Origin of the sequence: Brucella haematophila, from assembly GCF_005938105.1 — a bacterium.
GTDB lineage: Bacteria > Pseudomonadota > Alphaproteobacteria > Rhizobiales > Rhizobiaceae > Brucella > Brucella haematophila.
Map to the genome: position 1 here is coordinate 128,479 of NZ_VCPE01000010.1, position 17,291 is coordinate 145,769.

Consider the following 17,291-nt stretch of genomic DNA (forward strand, 5'->3'; position numbering starts at 1 on the left):
AAGACGGCGCCATTTGGCGCCGTTTATTGTTTCAATGAGAATATCAGGCTGCGAAGCGCTTTGTCGCTTCGATCAACTCATGCACAATGCCCGGCTCGGTCACGGCATGGCCGCTATCCTCGACGATCTTCAGATCGGCTTCCGGCCACAGCTTCTTGAGCTGCCATGCATTGATGAACGGCGTGCAGATATCGTAGCGGCCATGCACGATGACACCCGGAATATGCCGGATACGCTCGACATTGCGCAAAAGCTGGTCGTCGGAATCGAGGAAGCCGCGATTCTGGAAATAGTGGCATTCGATGCGCGCAAAGGCGATTGCATATTCATCCGCGCCGAAGGCATCCACGCGCGATGGGTCTGGCAAAAGCGAAATCACCGAGCCTTCCCAGCGCGCCCAGCGACGGGCGGCTTCCAGCTGCACTTTCGGATCGCGATCCGTCAGGCGCTTGTAATAGGCAGCAATCATGTCGCCGCGCTCGGCTTCCGGAATATGGTCCTGATAGGCTTCGAAGTGATCCGGGAAAATGATGCTGGCGCCGTTGGTATACATCCAGTCGATTTCGAACCGGCGCAGCATGAAGATGCCGCGCAACACCGCTTCCGACACGCGCTCCGGATGGGTCTGGGCATAGGCGAGGCCAAGCGTCGAACCCCACGAGCCGCCAAAGACCTGCCATTTATCGATGCCGAGATGCGCGCGGATATGCTCCATATCGGCGACCAGATCCCAGGTGGTGTTTTCGCGCAATTCGGCATGGGGCGTAGAGCGACCGCAACCGCGCTGGTCGAACAGGATGATGCGATAGCGCTCCGGATCGTGCAGGCGGCGCATGGCGGGCGTGATGCCGCCGCCGGGGCCGCCGTGAATCATGATCACCGGCTTGCCGTCCGGGTTGCCGCACTGCTCAACATGGATGCGATGCAGCGGTGACACCTGCAGCATCTCTTCCTTGAAGGGTTCAATCTCGGGATAAAGCGTATTGCGCGTCATGAAATGCCTTCTGGTTCCCGCCCTCTGCTCACGTGTCTGGCGGGGCCTGTGTTTTTAATTGCCGGCGCAACCCTACCACACAATGCGGCCAGATGGCGGCAATGAGAAATGCGAAAACACGTTAGCAACGTGATTTTTGGTTGCTCCGGATAAAAATAGGCATAAAAACTTGATTGGTCGCATTGGATGCACCGCACGGGGAGGAACCACTTGAAATTGGCGCGCGAGGCACATGCACTTTATCATCGCTGACGATCACCCGCTTTTCCGCGGCGCATTGAGACAGGTTCTGTCGGGGCAATCCGAAAACGTGGAGATTGTCGAAGTTGGCGATTTCGATGCTGTCAGGAAACTGGTTGCCGAGCGCGACGATATTGACCTTCTGTTGCTCGATCTGACGATGCCCGGCGGCGCAGGTCTTTCAGGACTGGTCGCGCTGAAGGCGTTGCAGCCGGCTTTGCCGGTGGTGATCGTTTCCGCCACGGATGACGCCGCCACCATCCATCATGCGGTGGAACTGGGCGCATCGGGCTTCATTTCCAAATCGGCCAGCATGGAAACCATCGGCGAGGCGGTTCGCGCCGTGCTGGCTGGCGATATCTGGACGCCGGAAGGTATCGATCTCGATCACCCGAAAGACCCGGAAATCGAAGGACTGATTGCGCGCCTGCGCACGCTGACACCACAGCAGACCCGTGTGTTGACCATGCTTGCCGAAGGTCTCCTCAACAAGCAGATCGCCTATGAGCTGAGCGTATCGGAAGCGACCGTCAAGGCGCATGTTTCGGCAGTGTTGCAGAAGCTTGGCGTCGATAGCCGCACCCAGGCCGTCATTCTTCTGTCGCGCATCGGCAGTGATGTAATCAGCAGCTGATCCAGTTTTACTGCGCAGCCGTCTGTGCCGAGCTGCTGTCCTGTCGCGCATGATAGAAATGCGACAGCAGCGAGCGCAGGGCCGCCGGACGAAGCGGCTTGTTCAACAGGGTTATATTCTCTTCCTCGGCGCGCTGGCGCACTTCCTTGGACCGGTCGGCGGTCAGCAATATGGCCGGTATCTCCGTTTTGAAATGCTCTCGCGTGTAACCGATCATGTCGATCCCGTTTTCATGGATCAGGTGATAATCGGCGACGATCACATCCGGCGCGGTGCTGCGATTGGCGCAGAACGCTCTCAACGCCGCTCCGTTGCGCAGCGTGGTCACATTGCAGCCCCAGCCGGAAAGCAGCGTTTCCATGCCGGACAGGATGTCGGCATCATTGTCGATGCACAGTACGTCCAGGCCGGTCAGTTCCAGCGCACGTGCATGGCCGCGACGGCTTCTGGTTTCCTCCACCGGAACCGGCGCGTTTGAAACGGGAATGCGCAAGGTGAACGTGGTGCCTTTGCCCTGAACCGAGCGCACCGACAGCGGGAATGCCAACAGCCGGGCGATGCGGTCGACGATGGACAGGCCAAGCCCCAGCCCTTCCGCCTCGCGCATGCCTTCATCAAGGCGGGTGAACTCACGGAAAACGAGCTTCAGCTTGTGTTGTGGAATGCCGATGCCGGTGTCGAGCACCTGCAACTCGACAAAAGCCCCGCGGCGCCGCACGCCGAGCAGTATGCCGCCGCTGCGGCTGTATTTGATCGAATTGGAAACGAGGTTCTGGATCAGGCGGCGCAGCATGTTGCGGTCAGTTTTCACGACGATGCTCGACGGTACCACGCGCAGTTTCAGCGCCTTTTTGCGTGCCAGCGGGGTGAAATCGGTGGCGATCTGGGTCAGCAATTTGTCCAGCCGGAACACCGAGACTTCCGGCTTTAGCGCTCCGGTATCGAGGCGCGAAATATCCAGCACCATGCCCAGAATGGCCTCGACCGCCTCCAGCGAGGAATCGATGTTGCGGGCAAATTCGCTGGTTTCAGAACGCCCCAGTTTTTCCGAAAGCGCGGTGGAATAGAGGCGGGCGGCATTGAGCGGTTGCAGAATGTCGTGGCCAGCGGCAGCGAGAAAGCGCGTCTTGCCGAGATTGGCCTCTTCGGCAGCAGCCTGCGCACGCGCCAGCGCCTGGTTCACATGCGTCAGCTCCGCCGTGCGGTCGGCCACGCGCTGCTCCAGCATTTCGGCAGCTTTCTGGCGCATCAGGTCCGCTTCAACGGCAGCGGTGATGTCGGTATAGGTCGCGACGATGCCGCCATCCGGCATTGGATTGGACTGGATTTCGAGGGTCTTGTTGGTGGATTTCATCTTCATGCGCAACGGCTTGCGGCTGGCCGTCAGCGAATGAATGATGGTGTTGCGCGTGTTGAAGGCGATATCTTCGCGGCGGATCAGATGCTCGACGATCTCCGAAACCGGTATGCCGACCTGCATCACCTCGTCGGGCAGGTTGAGCAGGGTGCGGAACTGGCGGTTCCAGAATGCCAGCCGGAAATCCTTGTCGAACACCGTGATGCCCTGTTCCATCTGGTCGAGCGCGATCTGCAACAGGTCACGATTTTGTTGCAGTGCGGCGGAGGCGTCATCGAGAAGCTGGCGCGCATCCCGCCCGGAAGCATCGTTGCGTTGCAAAAGCAGCGACAGTACAAGCCGCGCCGACGCCGTGCCTACCGCCGTGCCGAGCAATTGTTCGGCATAGCGGATCAGGGGCGTGTCCACCGTCATGCCCGGATCGAGCCTGCGCTGCTGATGCCCTTCAAATCGCAGCAAGGCGCGCTCGACACGCTCGGAGCCCAGATAGCGCGCCATGGTGGCTTTCAGTTCGGCCACGGTGACCGTGGTGCGAAAGCGTTTCAGGGTTGGCGCGGCGATGGAATAGCGCGGCAGGAAGATGCTGGCCTGAATGCGCTCCAGCGGCGTCGAGGCGCGCGACAGCGAACCCAGAACATAGAACAGCGTATTGGCGGCAAGGCTCCAGATCACGCCATTGGTCAGCGGCAGCGCATCGGTGCCGAACAGCGCTTCGGGGCGCAGTGCTGTGAAGCCGAGAAAACCGTCGCGCAAAATGGCGGCGTCTTCCGGCGCCATGGTGGGCAACAGCAGCGTATAGGCCCAGACGAGGAACCCTGCGGAAAGGCCAAGCATCGCGCCGCGCCCATTGGCATTGCGCCAGAACAGACCGCCGATGAAGGCGGGCGCAAATTGCGCAATGGCGGCAAAAGACACAAAGCCGATCGAGGCCAGATGGATATTGTTGGAGGTGAAACGATAATAGGCGAAGGCAAGCGCCAGAATGGCGATGATCGTCACGCGCCTTGTATTGAGAATGACCTTGGTGAGGTCAGGCTGTTCGGCGGGATGGCGCTTGGCCATGCTGCGGATGAAAAGCGGCAGCACGAGATGGTTGGAAATCATGATCGACAGCGCCACGCAGGCGACGATCACCATGGCGGTTGCAGCGGACAACCCGCCGAGGAAGGCAATGAGCGCCATCCAGTGTGCTTCGGCGGCAAGCGGCAGGGCGAGCACGTATAGATCGCCGCTGACCGTGTTGCCGAGCGTCATCACGCCGATCAATGCAATTGGAAAGACGAAGATATTGATCAGCACCAGATAGACCGGGAACAACCAGGATGCGGTGCGCAGTTCCTTGTCGCTGCGGCTTTCAACAACCGTGACGTGGAACTGGCGCGGCAGCATGATGATGGCAGCAGCACTGAGAGCCGTCTGGATAATCCAGGTGCCGATGGAGGTCTGATAGTGAAACGCTTTCAGCGCATCCGTGGATTGGGAAACCTGGCTGATGAGCTGCGAGGGCGAGCCGAACAGAAAGAAGGTGCAGGCGAGACCGACCGTCAGAAATGCGCAGAGCTTGATGACGGATTCCACCGCAATGGCGAGGATCAGCCCATTCTGGTGTTCGGTCGCATCGGTATGGCGCGTGCCGAACAGGATGGCGAAAACGGCCAACACCGCAGCGACGGCCAGTGAAATATCGCCGAAGATGAAGGCTGGCGGGGCAAGGGTGCGGCCATAATGGTCCATCACCAGCCCGACGCTGCCCGCAACCGCTTTCAGCTGCAAGGCGATATAGGGGATGGATCCAACGGCGGCGATGCAGGTGGCAAGCGACGCCACGCCGAAACTCTTGCCGTAACGGGCAGCCAGAAAATCGGCGATGGAGGTGATGCGCTCCGCCTTGGCCAGCCGCACGATATGGCGCAGCAGCCGGTTGCCGAGCGTGAAAACCAGAATGGGGCCGATATAGATGCCGAGGAATTCCAGTCCGCGCTGCGCGGACAGACCAACGGAGCCGAAAAAGGTCCACGACGTGCAATAGACCGCGAGGCTCAGCGCATAGACATAGGGGCGTGGCGCACTGTTCCAGCGCGACGATCTGCGGTCACCGATACTGGCGACAGCAAAGAGCAGCAGCAGGTACAAGAAGGCAGCGCCGATGATTCCCCAGCCTTGCATAGGCGGTTTTATTCCTCTCCCAGGTCTTCAAGTCTGTTTGACGCAAGCACTTTCACGCCATGCGCGCAAGAATATTGATGGAAAACCGGATGTTTTACCGGCGGATACACGTGTTTATCTTTTCTTTGAAGATTTTCGAATACAAACTGCGAGCACATCCTGAAAAGTGTGAAACGGTTTTCGGATGGGATGTGCGTGAAAACAAATATCTGGAGCGGCAAGCTGATCCAATCGGATCGAAATGCGCTCTGAGAGTGTGTCGGGATATGTGCGGTTTCGCAAAGATTGTGCAGCCGTTCCTCTCTCGGCAATTGAATGCAGTATAGTTTGATAGAACGGTTCTTCGAGCCTCCCCCAGTCAGGAGCAGTTCTATCGTTCACCGTCAGAGCGATCTGACGCCAGATTAATTCGACGAGCGCACCGCAACAACGACGGCCCGGTTATGCAGTCGCACTCGTGAGGGAGACAGGCTAATGTTGAAAGAATTCAGGGAATTCGCTCTCAAGGGCAATATGGTCGATCTGGCCATCGGTGTGATCATTGGCGGCGCTTTCGGTGGCCTCGTCAATTCCATCGTCAACGATATCATCATGCCGATCATCGGTCTGGTTACCGGCGGTATCGACTTCTCGAACATGTTCATCCAGCTTGCCGGTGAGCCGAAGACAACGCTTGCCGCCGCCCGTGAAGCCGGTGCGACCGTTGCTTATGGTAACTTCGTCACCCTGCTGATCAATTTCCTGATCATCGCCTGGGTTCTGTTCCTCGTCGTCAAGGGCATGAACCGCATGAAGAAGAAGGAAGAAGCAAAGCCTGAGCCGGAAGCCCCGCGCGAGGAAGTGCTGCTGACGGAAATCCGCGATCTGCTTTCCAAGAAGGCCTGATCGGGATTTTTCCTTTGGAATGCAAAGCGGAGCCTGCAAAGGCTCCGTTTTCTTTTTTGCATTCATCAATACCGATGATCGGATCATCACAAAATGCCGAGTGATTTTGTGCTCGCGTCTTGGTAAGGCCGATATACACATACCAAGCAGCGCAGGATCATCATGACACTTTTAGCCAGTCTCCGCCGCGAAGCAGCGCAAGCGCCAGAAAGCGGCATTGTCGCCGTTGCCAATCATGGCCGAGGCCGCGAGGGTCTCATTCCGTTGTGGGTCGGCGAGGGCGATCTGCCGACGCCCGATTTCATTCGCGATGCGGCACAGAAGAGCATTACCGATGGCGAGACCTTCTATACCTGGCAGGCCGGTATTCCTGAACTGCGCGAGGCGCTGGCCCGTTATCATGCGCGTCATTTCCCGCTGCCCCTGAAGCCCGAAAATTTCTATGTCACCGGCTCCGGCATGCACGCCATCGAAATGGCGCTGACGGCGACAGTCGGTGCGGGCGAGGAAGCGATTTATCTGTCCCCGGCCTGGCCGAATTTCGTCGGCGCAGCTGGTCTTGCCGGCGCGGTGCCCGTTGCGGTCGAACTGGAATTCGGCGCGAATGGCTGGGTGCTCGATCCGGAGAAAATCGCCGCCGCCATCACGCCGCGCACGCGCGCGCTGTTCATCAACACGCCGTCCAACCCGACCGGATGGACGGCTGATCGCGAGACGCTGCGTTTCATCCTCGATCTCGCGCGCAAGCACGGGCTATGGATCATCGCCGACGAAATCTACACGCATTTCTATTATGGCGGCGGCCATGCCCCGTCCTTCATGGAAATCATGGAGCCTGACGACCGCATCATCTTCGTCAATTCCTTCTCCAAGAACTGGGCTATGACCGGCTGGCGCGTCGGCTGGATGACCGTGCATCCTTCCGTCGGTCCGGTGATCGAAAACATGATCCAGTATTCCAATTCCGGCGTGGCGCCGTTCATGCAGCGCGGTGCGGTGGCGGCGCTGGATCAGGGCGAACCGTTTATTGCCATGCAGGTGGAGCGCGCCCGCGCCACCCGCGACAGGCTTTGCTCGGCATTGCAGGCAACCGGCAAGGTGCGCCTCACACCGCCACAAGGCGCATTTTATCTGTTCTTCGGCGTTGAAGGTGTAACGGATTCCGTCAAGGCGGCCATCGATATGATCGACCGGGCCAATGTTGGTCTCGCTCCCGGCAGCGCCTTCGGACAGGGCGGCGAGGCGTTCTTCCGGCTTTGCTTCGGTCGTGCGCCGCATCAGATCGACGAGGCCGCAGCGCGGCTCGTAAAATGGATCGAGCAGCTTTAATCTAAAACAAAAGGCCGGTGAAAACCGGCCTTTTTTCATTCAGCACTTTGCGAAGCGCTTAGCCGCCCGCTTTGGAAACCATCAGCGGCACGACGCGGTCAGAACTGGCTGCCTGCGGGGCATCGTTTTCGGCAAAGGGAATGCCAAGCGCGTTCCAGACTTCCAGCAGCGCATCCTTCAACCCGTCGATCAGCGCATCGTCATGCAGCGGCGATGGCGTGATGCGCAGGCGTTCGGTGCCGCGCGGCACAGTCGGATAGTTGATCGGCTGGATATAGATGCCATGGACATCGAGCAGGCGGTCGCTGGCCTTCTTGCAAAGCTCGGGATCGCCGACCAGCACGGGCACGATATGCGTGTCCGAAGGCATGACGGGCAGGCCCGCTGCCGAAAGCACGTCCTTGGCCTGCTGCGCCTGACGCTGCTGACCATCGCGTTCAACCTGTGATGCCTTGAGATGGCGGATCGAAGCGGTTGCAGCCGCTGCTACCGATGGCGGCAGGGCGGTCGTGAAGATGAAGCCCGGCGCATAGGAGCGAACAGCGTCGATGATGGCGCGTGAGCCGGTAATATAGCCACCGAGTGCGCCGAAAGCCTTGGCAAGCGTGCCTTCGATAATGTCGATGCGGTGCGCCAGACCATCGCGGTCCGTGATGCCGCCGCCGCGCGTGCCGTACATGCCGACGGCATGAACTTCATCGATATAGGTCATGGCATTATATTTGTCGGCCAGATCGGCAATCTTTTCGATTGGCGCAATATCGCCATCCATCGAATAGACGGATTCGAACACGATCAGCTTGGCGCGCGCCGGATCGGCGGCCTTCAGAAGCTGTTCCAGATGCTCGACGTCGTTGTGACGGAAAATCTTCTTCTCTGCGCCCGAGCGGCGCACGCCTTCGATCATCGAGGCATGGTTCAGCTCGTCGGACAGGATCAGGCAGTTCGGCAGCAGGCGTGCAATGGTCGAGATCGAGGCTTCGTTGGAAATGAAACCGGAGGTGAAAACCAGACCGGCTTCCTTGCCGTGCAGATCGGCCAGTTCGGCTTCCAGCTCAACCAGCGGATGGTTGTTGCCGGAAATGTTGCGCGTGCCGCCAGCGCCGGAACCGGCATTGCTTGCGGTGTCGCACATGGCCTTGATCACGTCGGGATGGTGACCCATGCCGAGATAATCGTTGGAACACCAGACGGTGATTTCACGGGCCGTGCCGTTGTTCCGCCAGATCGCACGGGGGAAACGTCCGACGATGCGTTCAAGATCGGCGAAAACGCGGTAACGCTTCTCGGCGTGCAACTGATCAATCGCTTCTTCGAAAAACCGGCGATAATCCATCATGCGCTCCTTAGAGGGCCGCGCGTCCTTCCGGGCGCACAAAACTCGCTCTAACTATTTGATTCGACGCACCGTGTTTCCGAAAAATCGCTCCCGATTTTTAGGCCGATGCGCTTGTCTTTGCCTTAACTAGCGCTTTTGGCCTTTGTCGTCCATGGCGCGGTTGCGGGCAATTTGCCACGTTTTATTGAAGCAGCATTGATCGAGATCAAGCAAATGCAGCCAAAAGCGCGGGGCTGGCAGATATCGGTGTTCACGCATTCTTGTCGCGACATAACACAGCGTGATTCGTGCGGGCATAGATTTGCCAGCAAAAAACACCAATATGTCGCTGATTAGTTCCCCGTGAAAGACAACCCACTTATGAAGTCCGCTTTGCCGCCCATGCACTATCCAGCGTCAAACGAGTTGGATTGGGCCGCCTATTGGCGCGCCTCGTCGGCACAGCAGTTCAAGTTGCGCTGGCGTCATGCGCGGTTGTCTGTTCCCAAGAGGCGCGGCAAGGCCAATCTGATTGCGTCGTCTGGAAGTTTTGCAGCTTTGCTGCCGGATGATCTGCCGCTGATCTGCGTGGTGCGCAATGCCGCCGCCTACCTGAATTCGTTCCTGCGTTATTATCGTGCGCTGGGTGTGACGCGTTTCATCGTCGTGGATGACAAGTCGGATGACGGGACGGCTGAGATTCTCACCAATGCCGCCGATGTCGATCTGTTCGTCTCCGATGTTCGCTATGCTGAAGCCGATCGCGGACGCGCCTGGCGCGATGCGCTGTTCAATATTTACGGTCGCCGCCGCTGGTATCTTTCGGTGGATGCCGACGAGTTCTTCGTCTTTCCACGCATGGACCAGCGCAGTCTGCGCGATTTCATTCAGGAACTGGAAGCGAGCGGTATCCGGCGCTGTCTGGCGCCGATGATCGACATGTATCCCGCCGGTCTGCTGCGCGACGGTGTATTCGTCGATGACGGAACGAAATATCCGTTTGAAGTGTCGTCACATTTTGATGGCGACGGCTATACGGTCCGGCAGGAGCGCTTCGGCGTCGCCGTGCGCGGCGGTCCGCGCCAGCGCCTTTTTGGACGCAGCATGCGCCTGTCCAAGTTCCCGCTGATCTGGGTCGATCACAAGACCGACTACCGCCGGGGCAGCATTCACGGGCCGGGGCCCTGCTTCCGCAACTATCTGCCTGTTACCGGGGCGCTGCTGCACTACCGGTTTTCGTCGCGCTCGGTGGAAGAGTTTCAGCGGATTGCGTCGGAAGGAAGCCACGCAGGCGGGTCGGAGCATTACAAGGCTATCGTCGGAAGTGGCCGGTTTTCTGACGACCTGTCGCTGGTCTATTCCGGCTCCGTTCAATATACGGGACCGGAATGTCTGGTCGAACGCGGCTTCATGGTAGATCTCCAGAAGCGGTTAGCCGCGTTTCCTGCGATGAAAGCATAAGTTTGATTGCTAATCTGAGCTTGGCACTGAGATTGGCTTCGGATTGGTGGGAATCTGGACTTAATGATCACCACCACCCTGGTTACGAATGCCAGCGAATGTGATTGTTCGCCATAACGCGCGAACGCCCCTTTTTATCATAGAGCGATTGTGAACGGCGAGTTGTGAGCCAGCCCAGCGCAAGGGTTGAGTGACACGCCAAGACGAGCTGGATCTAAGCGAATTTAACTCGCCTTGGGCTGCTGCAAGCGCGGCCTGCAGATCTAAGACCTTGCTTTCGGTCTCGTTGCGCAAGGCGGTTTCCTGCGTAAGCGCATTTTGCAAAGCCGCTGCCGTGTTTTCAAGGCGCCCCATTTCAACATGAGGAATTCTCAGGACATTGGACAATTGTCCTCGGGTTACATTGGTCTTGCGTTGGCGACTGACGGGCCACTGATGCTTGTCCGTTAGGAACAGATCCATGTCTATACCGTGCGCCGGGAGACCAGTGACAGAAAGAGCATAGTTAAGTGATAATTGGTCTCTTCGCGAATAACGAAGTATCTGATCGTACCATAGGCGCATCGCTTCGCGCAGGTGGGTGGTGTGTCGGCGCGCCATAAAATTGGTCGCGTATGGCTTTTCTTCCAGTACGGCAGGACGTACTGCTGCATAGGTGATCATCTGTTCGTAAATGCGTGATGGATCGTCGTAGCCAGCGGCGTCGACAGCATCGAATTCACCCGCGACGCTTTCGCGAAAACCATGCAGGGGAAGTGCGAAATCCGCATCGGCGATCCATTCATCAAGAATAGACTCAGGCGTTGCGCGAAGAACTATGGAATTATCGATCCATAAGGACTCATCATATTCACCCAGTATATCCGGTCCCATGACTTTCAGATACCGAGCGCTGCGAATAGTGTCCCTTGGGAATCGTGGTTCAATCAATCGAATTTCCCAACTATCGCTGACAAGGACTGGGTCATCTGTAAAGCAGATGAAATCGATGTTGCTACTCTTTGCGATGGGTTGTTCGTTGAGCAGTTCATACGCACCAATCAGCGCCGTATACACCACACGCCTTGGAGCACTTTCCGTTGAATTTGGGTGACCAAGTTTGTGCGCCTGGAGTCCGCCGTTGTCGGCTGGCATCTGGAACAGTATTTTATCGTTGATGATCGTATCGGAACTAACCAAGAGAGCGTCTTGTAGATAAAGCGAAAGGTCAGAAATTTGATGTTCCAGGCGGCTGGGGTTGGCAGCGTCTAGCTTGACAATTTTCTCCGAGTTCTTTTCGAGAACATAGAGGGAATAATCTTTCGCAAGTTTCGATATTTCTGTAGGGCGCATATGTAGAATTTCGAGTACGACCGCCCAATTCGCGGCTTGCTCAAAAAGATTCTTTGCACCTGCCAGAACGGAAAACTCATGGCCCTCGACATCTATTTTGATGCAGATATTCGCTGGCTGGCTTTCCAGAAATTCATGATCCAGCGTAGTCACGGCAACCGAAATATCGGAATGTCTATGATTATGACCAAAAACTGTCTCGTCTGTCTCTTTCGGCAGGCCAGAAGTTCCAGACCAGTCTTCATCGACCACAAAAATGGTCGATTCCTTAACAGTATCGGCGACGGCACGTTCGATCAATCGGACGGGCGTTCCACTCTCTGATAGGGTCTTCCTCAAATAAGGAAGTATGCGTGGGTTCGGTTCAAATGCGACGATCTCGGCATGGACGGGTAAATCCGCAGAAACCAGCATCTCTCCATAATTGCACCCGACATCAATCACGTAGTCCCACGGACACAGCTTCAATGCGACATTCCAAAGGGCCAAAGAATGCGGGGCTAATGTCCCTTCGGAACCCGCAAGTTGTTCACCACGCTTATCGGTGGGATCAAAGTAAATCCGTTTCCCAGATCTATTGATAATGCTTTGGTCGATTTGCATCGGTGAGTTGCCTAGATTGTTGTCATTGCGATTCGGTGAATTCCGATTGTCTAAATTAGACATTACGCAATTAGATCGGGCAACGAATGAGTAGGGTGGAATCACATTTTGTGAGGCCAATGTAGACTAAGAATATCTAAAGCTAACCCAACATGCACTTCCGCAGGAACTGTAGCCATATATCATTACGCCGGATTGTCAGGCGCGGAATGCCGAATGGGTCGTCTGTCGGCTTTGCGCGACGTCTTTCCGTCGTGGTCGCATATTTATAGCCTGCCTGCTCGACGATCTTGCGCGTTCTGTCGTTTTCGCCGCCATAGGGATAGGCGAAGGAGATCACTTCCTGCCCGAGCATATCCTCGATCTTTTCGCGGGATTGCCGGATCTGCACTTGCGCCTCTGCGTCGCTGGCCTCACGCAGATTGATATGGTCGAGCGTGTGCGACCCCACCTCGTGACCGAGCGCGGCCCATTCCCGCATTTCGGCGGTGCTCATGCAATTGGCCCGCGCCACGCCGATCTTCTGATCCCAGAGGTTGAAGCCGCCGATCTGGTTGGCGACGAAATAATTCGTGGCGGTGAAGCCATGCTCCTGCAAGACAGGCAGTGCGTTACGGAAGACATTTTCAAAGCCGTCATCGAAGGTGATAACCGCGACTTTGCCCCTTTTGCCGCCATAGATGTAGGGCAGCGCATCCTTGAACGACAATCCCTGGTAACCGAGGCGTTTCAGCCAGGTCATCTGGCTGCGAAAGCGGTCGGGATGCACGGTCATGCTGCGAAAGGGCGCCTTGTGCCGGGGTGGAACGTCGATCTGGTGATAAAGAAGAATTGGAACTGACAAGGCAATCCTCACGAGAATATTCCAGCAAAGCTGCGCGGTTTCGCGGATCGCGACATGCGCAAGACAAATAGCTAGGGCAGTTCTATTTCAAAGGAAACCGCTTTATCCTTTAAGAGAGCGGGACTTGATTTTCCAGCGATAGAGCGGACGCAGGATTTCCCGCTTCAGCTTATCCGGCAGTGAACGGGATTTCTGGATAGTGCTGCCACCTAATCGCACTGACACTTCGCGCACGCCGCCGGGCAAGACCGAAAGCGGTTTCAGCCCCGTCACCCAGTTCATCTGCGCCGTGGTGTCGACCGGCCGGTCAAACATCTCGGTCGCGGCCAGCAACCGTCTTGCAGCCTCGCGCCCGACAAGCTGGGCGACCATGCCAAGGCCAACCGGTACAGGCAGGATAACACGGACGCCGTCGATATTCAGCACTTCCCGGCCTGTTTCCCGCTCGCGAAAGGGGAAACGGATGAAGCTGTCATGGTCAACGAGTTGCAGAGCAGCCTGAAAAGCCGCTGCAAATTCCGGCGTCAGTTCGACATCATCTTCCAGCACGAAACCGGCGTCGATCTTCTGATCGACAATGGCCTGCCATGCCTTGCGATGCGACAGAAAGCACGCAATTTCGTTGGTGCTGAGGGGAAAGGGGTAGTGCGGCTTGTGCACTGAGCGGTGATAGACGCGCTGGATGGTGTCTTCATCGAGCACACGCCCGTCAATGGCGTCGATCACTTCAGCCCGCATTGGCAGGCTTTCAATGAGCTGCGCCACCTGCGGCTGGCGATCGCTTGCCCGCTTCAGATGGATGATGAAGGCCTTGACGGCCCTCTTCGGGCCGTCTTTTGACACAACAGAGCTGGCCCTCTTCGGGCCGTCTGGTTTTTGCTGCGCGGCAGGCTTTTGTGGTTCGCCTTGCGCTGGAGATTCATGACGCGTTTCGTTCATGGCATCTATGTAGCGTGGAGCCGGTTAAAAAGCTGTAGGATTTTTCGCGCGATCAAGGCTGGCGATCAGATCGGCTTCCAGCCCGGTTCAACAATGTCGGCCTCGGCGCGCCAGAGATCGGCATAATCGACATTCTGCCAGTCCTTGAACCACGGACCGCCGCTCGTGTAATGCACGACTTTCGGCAGGCCCTGTTCCGGCTTTTCGTTCCAGCCTTCAAGCCAGTTATATTCGGTCGGCAATGCGCCGATTTCATCGTCGCCAGCCCATTGCATGCGATGCAGGAAAGCGCCCGTTTCGCGGTTGATGAGTTCCGGCGTCAGCTGGCGCGTCGAAGGATGTTCGCAGTTGAACAACATGCAGGACGACCAGTTTTTGCGCGGATAGGTGGTCTGCACCTTGCCATCCATCTTGACGCTGTCTTTCGGCTGATAGTCGTGCTGAACGCAATAAACCGCCTTGGACGGGTCGTTATAGGCCTGCAATCCGGCAATATCGCCGAGAAACAGGAAGTCGCAATCGCAGAACAGCGCCCAGCCCTTATAGCCCGCAAGCCATGGAGTGAAGAAGCGCGAGTAGGTGAATTCCGTGGAGGCCAGCGGATCGATGTCGCGTGTATAAACGCCCTGATCAACCAGGTCCTGCAGCTTGATCGGCACTATCTCAAGCGGAATGGAAGAATGCTTCAGCGCCGAGGCCTTGGCGACTTCATATGCGATTGGTTCGCGGGAATCCCAGCCAATGAAAATGCGTAACGGTTCAGTCATTCAAATACTCCTTTAACGAGATCTGCTGCCAAGACCCGAGCTAATCGGGTTATTCGATGATACTGATGCGTCCAGAGGCCACTTTTTTCTCGACCCAGCTGCGCTCGTCGCCCCATGTGTGCCGCTTCCAGCCTTCCCAGGTGAAACCGCACAGCTTCACGTCCCAGCTTTCGGCGGGACACTTGCCCAGCATGTGCCAGATGCCGAAAAAGCCGGTGCTCGGAAACACCTTGCTCAGGTTCTCCTCGTCGACGCCCAGTTCCTTGCAGCCGTTGATGTAGAACTGCGGCGGCATGAGGCGGATTTCCTTGCCTGCGCCGCCGACGACTTCGATGGTCTCGACGGTCCAGTCGGAACGCCGTCCCTTGAGGCGCGAGAGAATGTTCGGCTTGGGGTGATACAGGCGCATGATGCTCGGATGATAAGCGAGCATTACTTCCTTAGCGGCCCTGAATGTCGGGGTTTGCACAAAGCCCGGATCACGCAGGCGGCGCTGCATCGGCTTGCTGGAGGTCGCCAGAATCAGAAGGTCGGTGCGCGTGCCGCTCATGCCGATGGACTGCTTGGGCTCGTTGAAACGAACCACGAAATCCGCTGCATCGACCTCACGCGACAGGTCGCGGGGCAGGGGAGCGTTACCGACTATAATGAGCGTTTTTTTCATTCTTACCGGCTTGCATCGACTTTAGAAGGCACTCGACCTCCCGTCTAACCGGAAAAGTTTCACTTTAAAAGAGCAACCTAAATTAGAAGAAAAATTATTTGAGCTAAATTTGTAGGATTTCGCCAATCACATTGCAGCCATGCAGTAACTGCACTTCTCAAAGAAGCGGGAAAAGCGGAAGCTCATCAATGGGAGGAAGATAAAAACAAGGGGAATATCACCATGAGCCTTCCAATCAATCTTCGTACCCAATTCAATCGCTGGATGCAGTATTGCGAAAACCTGCGCGAGCTTGAAGGCTGCAGCGACCGCGAACTGAGCGATCTGGGTCTCAGCCGCAACGACATCCGTCGTGTCGCGCGCGAAGCTGCCTACGCAGCCGCCTGATCATGCCGACAGAAGGAGCCGCACGCGTTCGGCGCTATACCGGACGCGCGCTCCAATCGCGATTGATTAAGTCAGCCGTTAAACATCTCCGGGCTTCTTAAAGCGGACGTGAATATCGTCGCCCGCAAGGTCAAAGCCGGCATAGTTGCGCTGGAAGGCGATCAAGGCGTCATTGACGCCCTTGGAATAATCGTCGTCCTGCACTTCGATATGATGCCGGTAAAGGATCCTGTCGCCTTTGTAGAATATAACCTGACCGTCCATCATAGCCTCCTTCTTAGTTGATAAGGGTCAAGACGGAACGCCGCCGGATGGCGCGTAGAGTAGGTGTCTATTTGAGATAGGCGCTGGTTCGCGCGCTTCAAGGGCTTTTTGAAGTTCCACTACTAGCAAGTGTGAGCCAGGCTCGCGCCGCATGGGACAGAAACGCGCCTTTGCGCCAGATCAGAGCCATGTTCCAGTTCATGTCCGCATCGGTGATTTTCTGAATGCGGACGCCGGAATGGTGGCGTTGCTCGGCGATCATCAGGGGCAGGAAGCCGACGCCCATGCCCGCCGCCACCAGCTCGACGATGAAATCGATCTGGCTGGAGCGGACCGCGACATTCGGGGCAAAGCCATGCTGCTGGCAGGCATCGAGGATAATATGATTGAGTGCGAAGCCGCTTTCAAAAAGAATGAAGGGCGAGCCTGCGATCTGGTCCAGCGTGACGCCGTCGCCGGAAGCCGCTTCATGGGTCGCGGGGAGCAGGGCCACGACAGGCTCACAGCGCACGTCCTGCCACTCGAAACTGTCTTCGACCGGCAGAAGCGAGGCGGCAAGCTCGACATCGCCCGCCAGCAGAAGCTCTTCCAGACGGCGGCTGCCATGCTCGACCAGCTGAATGTCGATATCCGGGTAAAGCTTGGTATAGGCGGCGAAGACCGGTGCAAACAACATGCTGGAGCCGATGGGCGGCAGTCCGAGACGCAGGAGGCCGCGTTTCAGGCCGCGCAATTCACCAAGCTCCGCCAGCAGATCGTCTTTCTCGGCCAGCATGGCCAAGGCGCGGCGATAAACAATGTCGCCCGCCGCAGTCAGGCGGGGTGGGGAAGCATCGCGGTCGAGAAGGGCAAGGCCCAGCTCTTCCTCCAGCTGCTTCACCGCTTTGCTGACCGTGGACTGGGTCGCGTGAATGGCTCTGGCCGCCGCGGAAAACCCGCCCTGGCGCACCACCTCCACAAATGCCTGAAAGCTCCTCAAATTCATGAGCTATTCTATATCGGAATAGCTGCAATGAAATCAATTCATTTCTAGAATAAGCCAAGACGGCCTATATTGAGCCTCAACAACAGACCGAATGCAAACGGGCAACGGCCCGGGAAGAAGCC

15 protein-coding genes are annotated in these 17,291 nt (G+C 57.2%); 5 read left to right on the forward strand and 10 right to left on the reverse strand.

The window, feature by feature from the left end; all coding sequences use genetic code 11:
* Positions 1–43 precede the first annotated feature (43 nt).
* A complete protein-coding gene (gene pip, locus FGI60_RS15825; protein ID WP_078337920.1) occupies positions 44–994 on the reverse strand; it encodes a prolyl aminopeptidase in 951 nt (316 codons plus the stop codon).
* Positions 995–1,226: 232 nt separating this feature from the next.
* On the opposite strand from pip, the gene FGI60_RS15830 reads away from it, so the two are divergent.
* A complete protein-coding gene (locus FGI60_RS15830) occupies positions 1,227–1,868 on the forward strand; it encodes a response regulator transcription factor (RefSeq protein ID WP_138786011.1) in 642 nt (213 codons plus the stop codon).
* A gap of 7 nt (positions 1,869–1,875) precedes the next feature.
* Here FGI60_RS15830 and FGI60_RS15835 read toward each other — a convergent pair whose 3' ends face one another.
* The gene (locus tag FGI60_RS15835) at positions 1,876–5,391 is read right to left on the reverse strand and encodes a hybrid sensor histidine kinase/response regulator (RefSeq protein ID WP_138786012.1); all 3,516 of its coding nucleotides are present in this window, start codon (positions 5,389–5,391) and stop codon (positions 1,876–1,878) included.
* A 474-nt stretch (positions 5,392–5,865) separates the two neighbouring features.
* On the opposite strand from FGI60_RS15835, the gene mscL reads away from it, so the two are divergent.
* Positions 5,866–6,276 (forward strand): large conductance mechanosensitive channel protein MscL, encoded by a 411-nt coding sequence (mscL, locus tag FGI60_RS15845; protein WP_138786014.1) that lies wholly within the window; start codon positions 5,866–5,868, stop codon positions 6,274–6,276.
* Positions 6,277–6,438: 162 nt separating this feature from the next.
* A complete protein-coding gene (locus FGI60_RS15850; RefSeq protein ID WP_078337925.1) occupies positions 6,439–7,605 on the forward strand; it encodes a pyridoxal phosphate-dependent aminotransferase in 1,167 nt (388 codons plus the stop codon).
* A 58-nt stretch (positions 7,606–7,663) separates the two neighbouring features.
* On the opposite strand, the gene hemA is transcribed toward FGI60_RS15850, so the two are convergent.
* On the reverse strand, positions 7,664–8,941 hold the full coding sequence (gene hemA, locus FGI60_RS15855; RefSeq protein WP_138786083.1) for a 5-aminolevulinate synthase: 1,278 nt from the start codon (positions 8,939–8,941) through the stop codon (positions 7,664–7,666).
* A 363-nt stretch (positions 8,942–9,304) separates the two neighbouring features.
* Between hemA and FGI60_RS15860 the strand changes: the two genes are divergently transcribed.
* Positions 9,305–10,384, forward strand: a complete 1,080-nt coding sequence (locus FGI60_RS15860; protein ID WP_138786015.1) for a glycosyltransferase family 2 protein — start codon at positions 9,305–9,307, stop codon at positions 10,382–10,384.
* 60 nt (positions 10,385–10,444) lie between these two features.
* On the opposite strand, the gene FGI60_RS15865 is transcribed toward FGI60_RS15860, so the two are convergent.
* The 5 genes from FGI60_RS15865 to FGI60_RS15885 form a co-directional block, all read right to left on the reverse strand.
* Positions 10,445–12,319, reverse strand: a complete 1,875-nt coding sequence (locus FGI60_RS15865) for an FkbM family methyltransferase (RefSeq protein WP_171058785.1) — start codon at positions 12,317–12,319, stop codon at positions 10,445–10,447.
* Positions 12,320–12,461: 142 nt separating this feature from the next.
* Complete coding sequence (locus FGI60_RS15870; protein ID WP_138786017.1) at positions 12,462–13,163, reverse strand: polysaccharide deacetylase family protein; 702 nt, start codon at positions 13,161–13,163, stop codon at positions 12,462–12,464.
* A 102-nt stretch (positions 13,164–13,265) separates the two neighbouring features.
* Positions 13,266–14,102: a glycosyltransferase family 25 protein gene (locus FGI60_RS15875; protein WP_138786018.1), complete on the reverse strand. Its 837-nt coding sequence runs from the start codon at positions 14,100–14,102 to the stop codon at positions 13,266–13,268.
* A 65-nt stretch (positions 14,103–14,167) separates the two neighbouring features.
* On the reverse strand, positions 14,168–14,869 hold the full coding sequence (locus tag FGI60_RS15880) for a glycosyltransferase (RefSeq protein ID WP_138786019.1): 702 nt from the start codon (positions 14,867–14,869) through the stop codon (positions 14,168–14,170).
* A 49-nt stretch (positions 14,870–14,918) separates the two neighbouring features.
* Positions 14,919–15,533, reverse strand: a complete 615-nt coding sequence (locus tag FGI60_RS15885) for a hypothetical protein (RefSeq protein WP_138786020.1) — start codon at positions 15,531–15,533, stop codon at positions 14,919–14,921.
* A 222-nt stretch (positions 15,534–15,755) separates the two neighbouring features.
* Between FGI60_RS15885 and FGI60_RS26310 the strand changes: the two genes are divergently transcribed.
* Positions 15,756–15,920, forward strand: coding sequence for a DUF1127 domain-containing protein (locus FGI60_RS26310; protein ID WP_210277130.1), 165 nt, complete (start codon positions 15,756–15,758; stop codon positions 15,918–15,920).
* 78 nt (positions 15,921–15,998) lie between these two features.
* On the opposite strand, the gene FGI60_RS15895 is transcribed toward FGI60_RS26310, so the two are convergent.
* Both FGI60_RS15895 and FGI60_RS15900 read right to left on the reverse strand, forming a co-directional pair.
* The gene (locus FGI60_RS15895) at positions 15,999–16,184 is read right to left on the reverse strand and encodes a hypothetical protein (protein ID WP_078337933.1); all 186 of its coding nucleotides are present in this window, start codon (positions 16,182–16,184) and stop codon (positions 15,999–16,001) included.
* A gap of 97 nt (positions 16,185–16,281) precedes the next feature.
* Positions 16,282–17,169, reverse strand: coding sequence for a LysR family transcriptional regulator (locus FGI60_RS15900; protein ID WP_138786021.1), 888 nt, complete (start codon positions 17,167–17,169; stop codon positions 16,282–16,284).
* Positions 17,170–17,291: the final 122 nt, after the last annotated feature.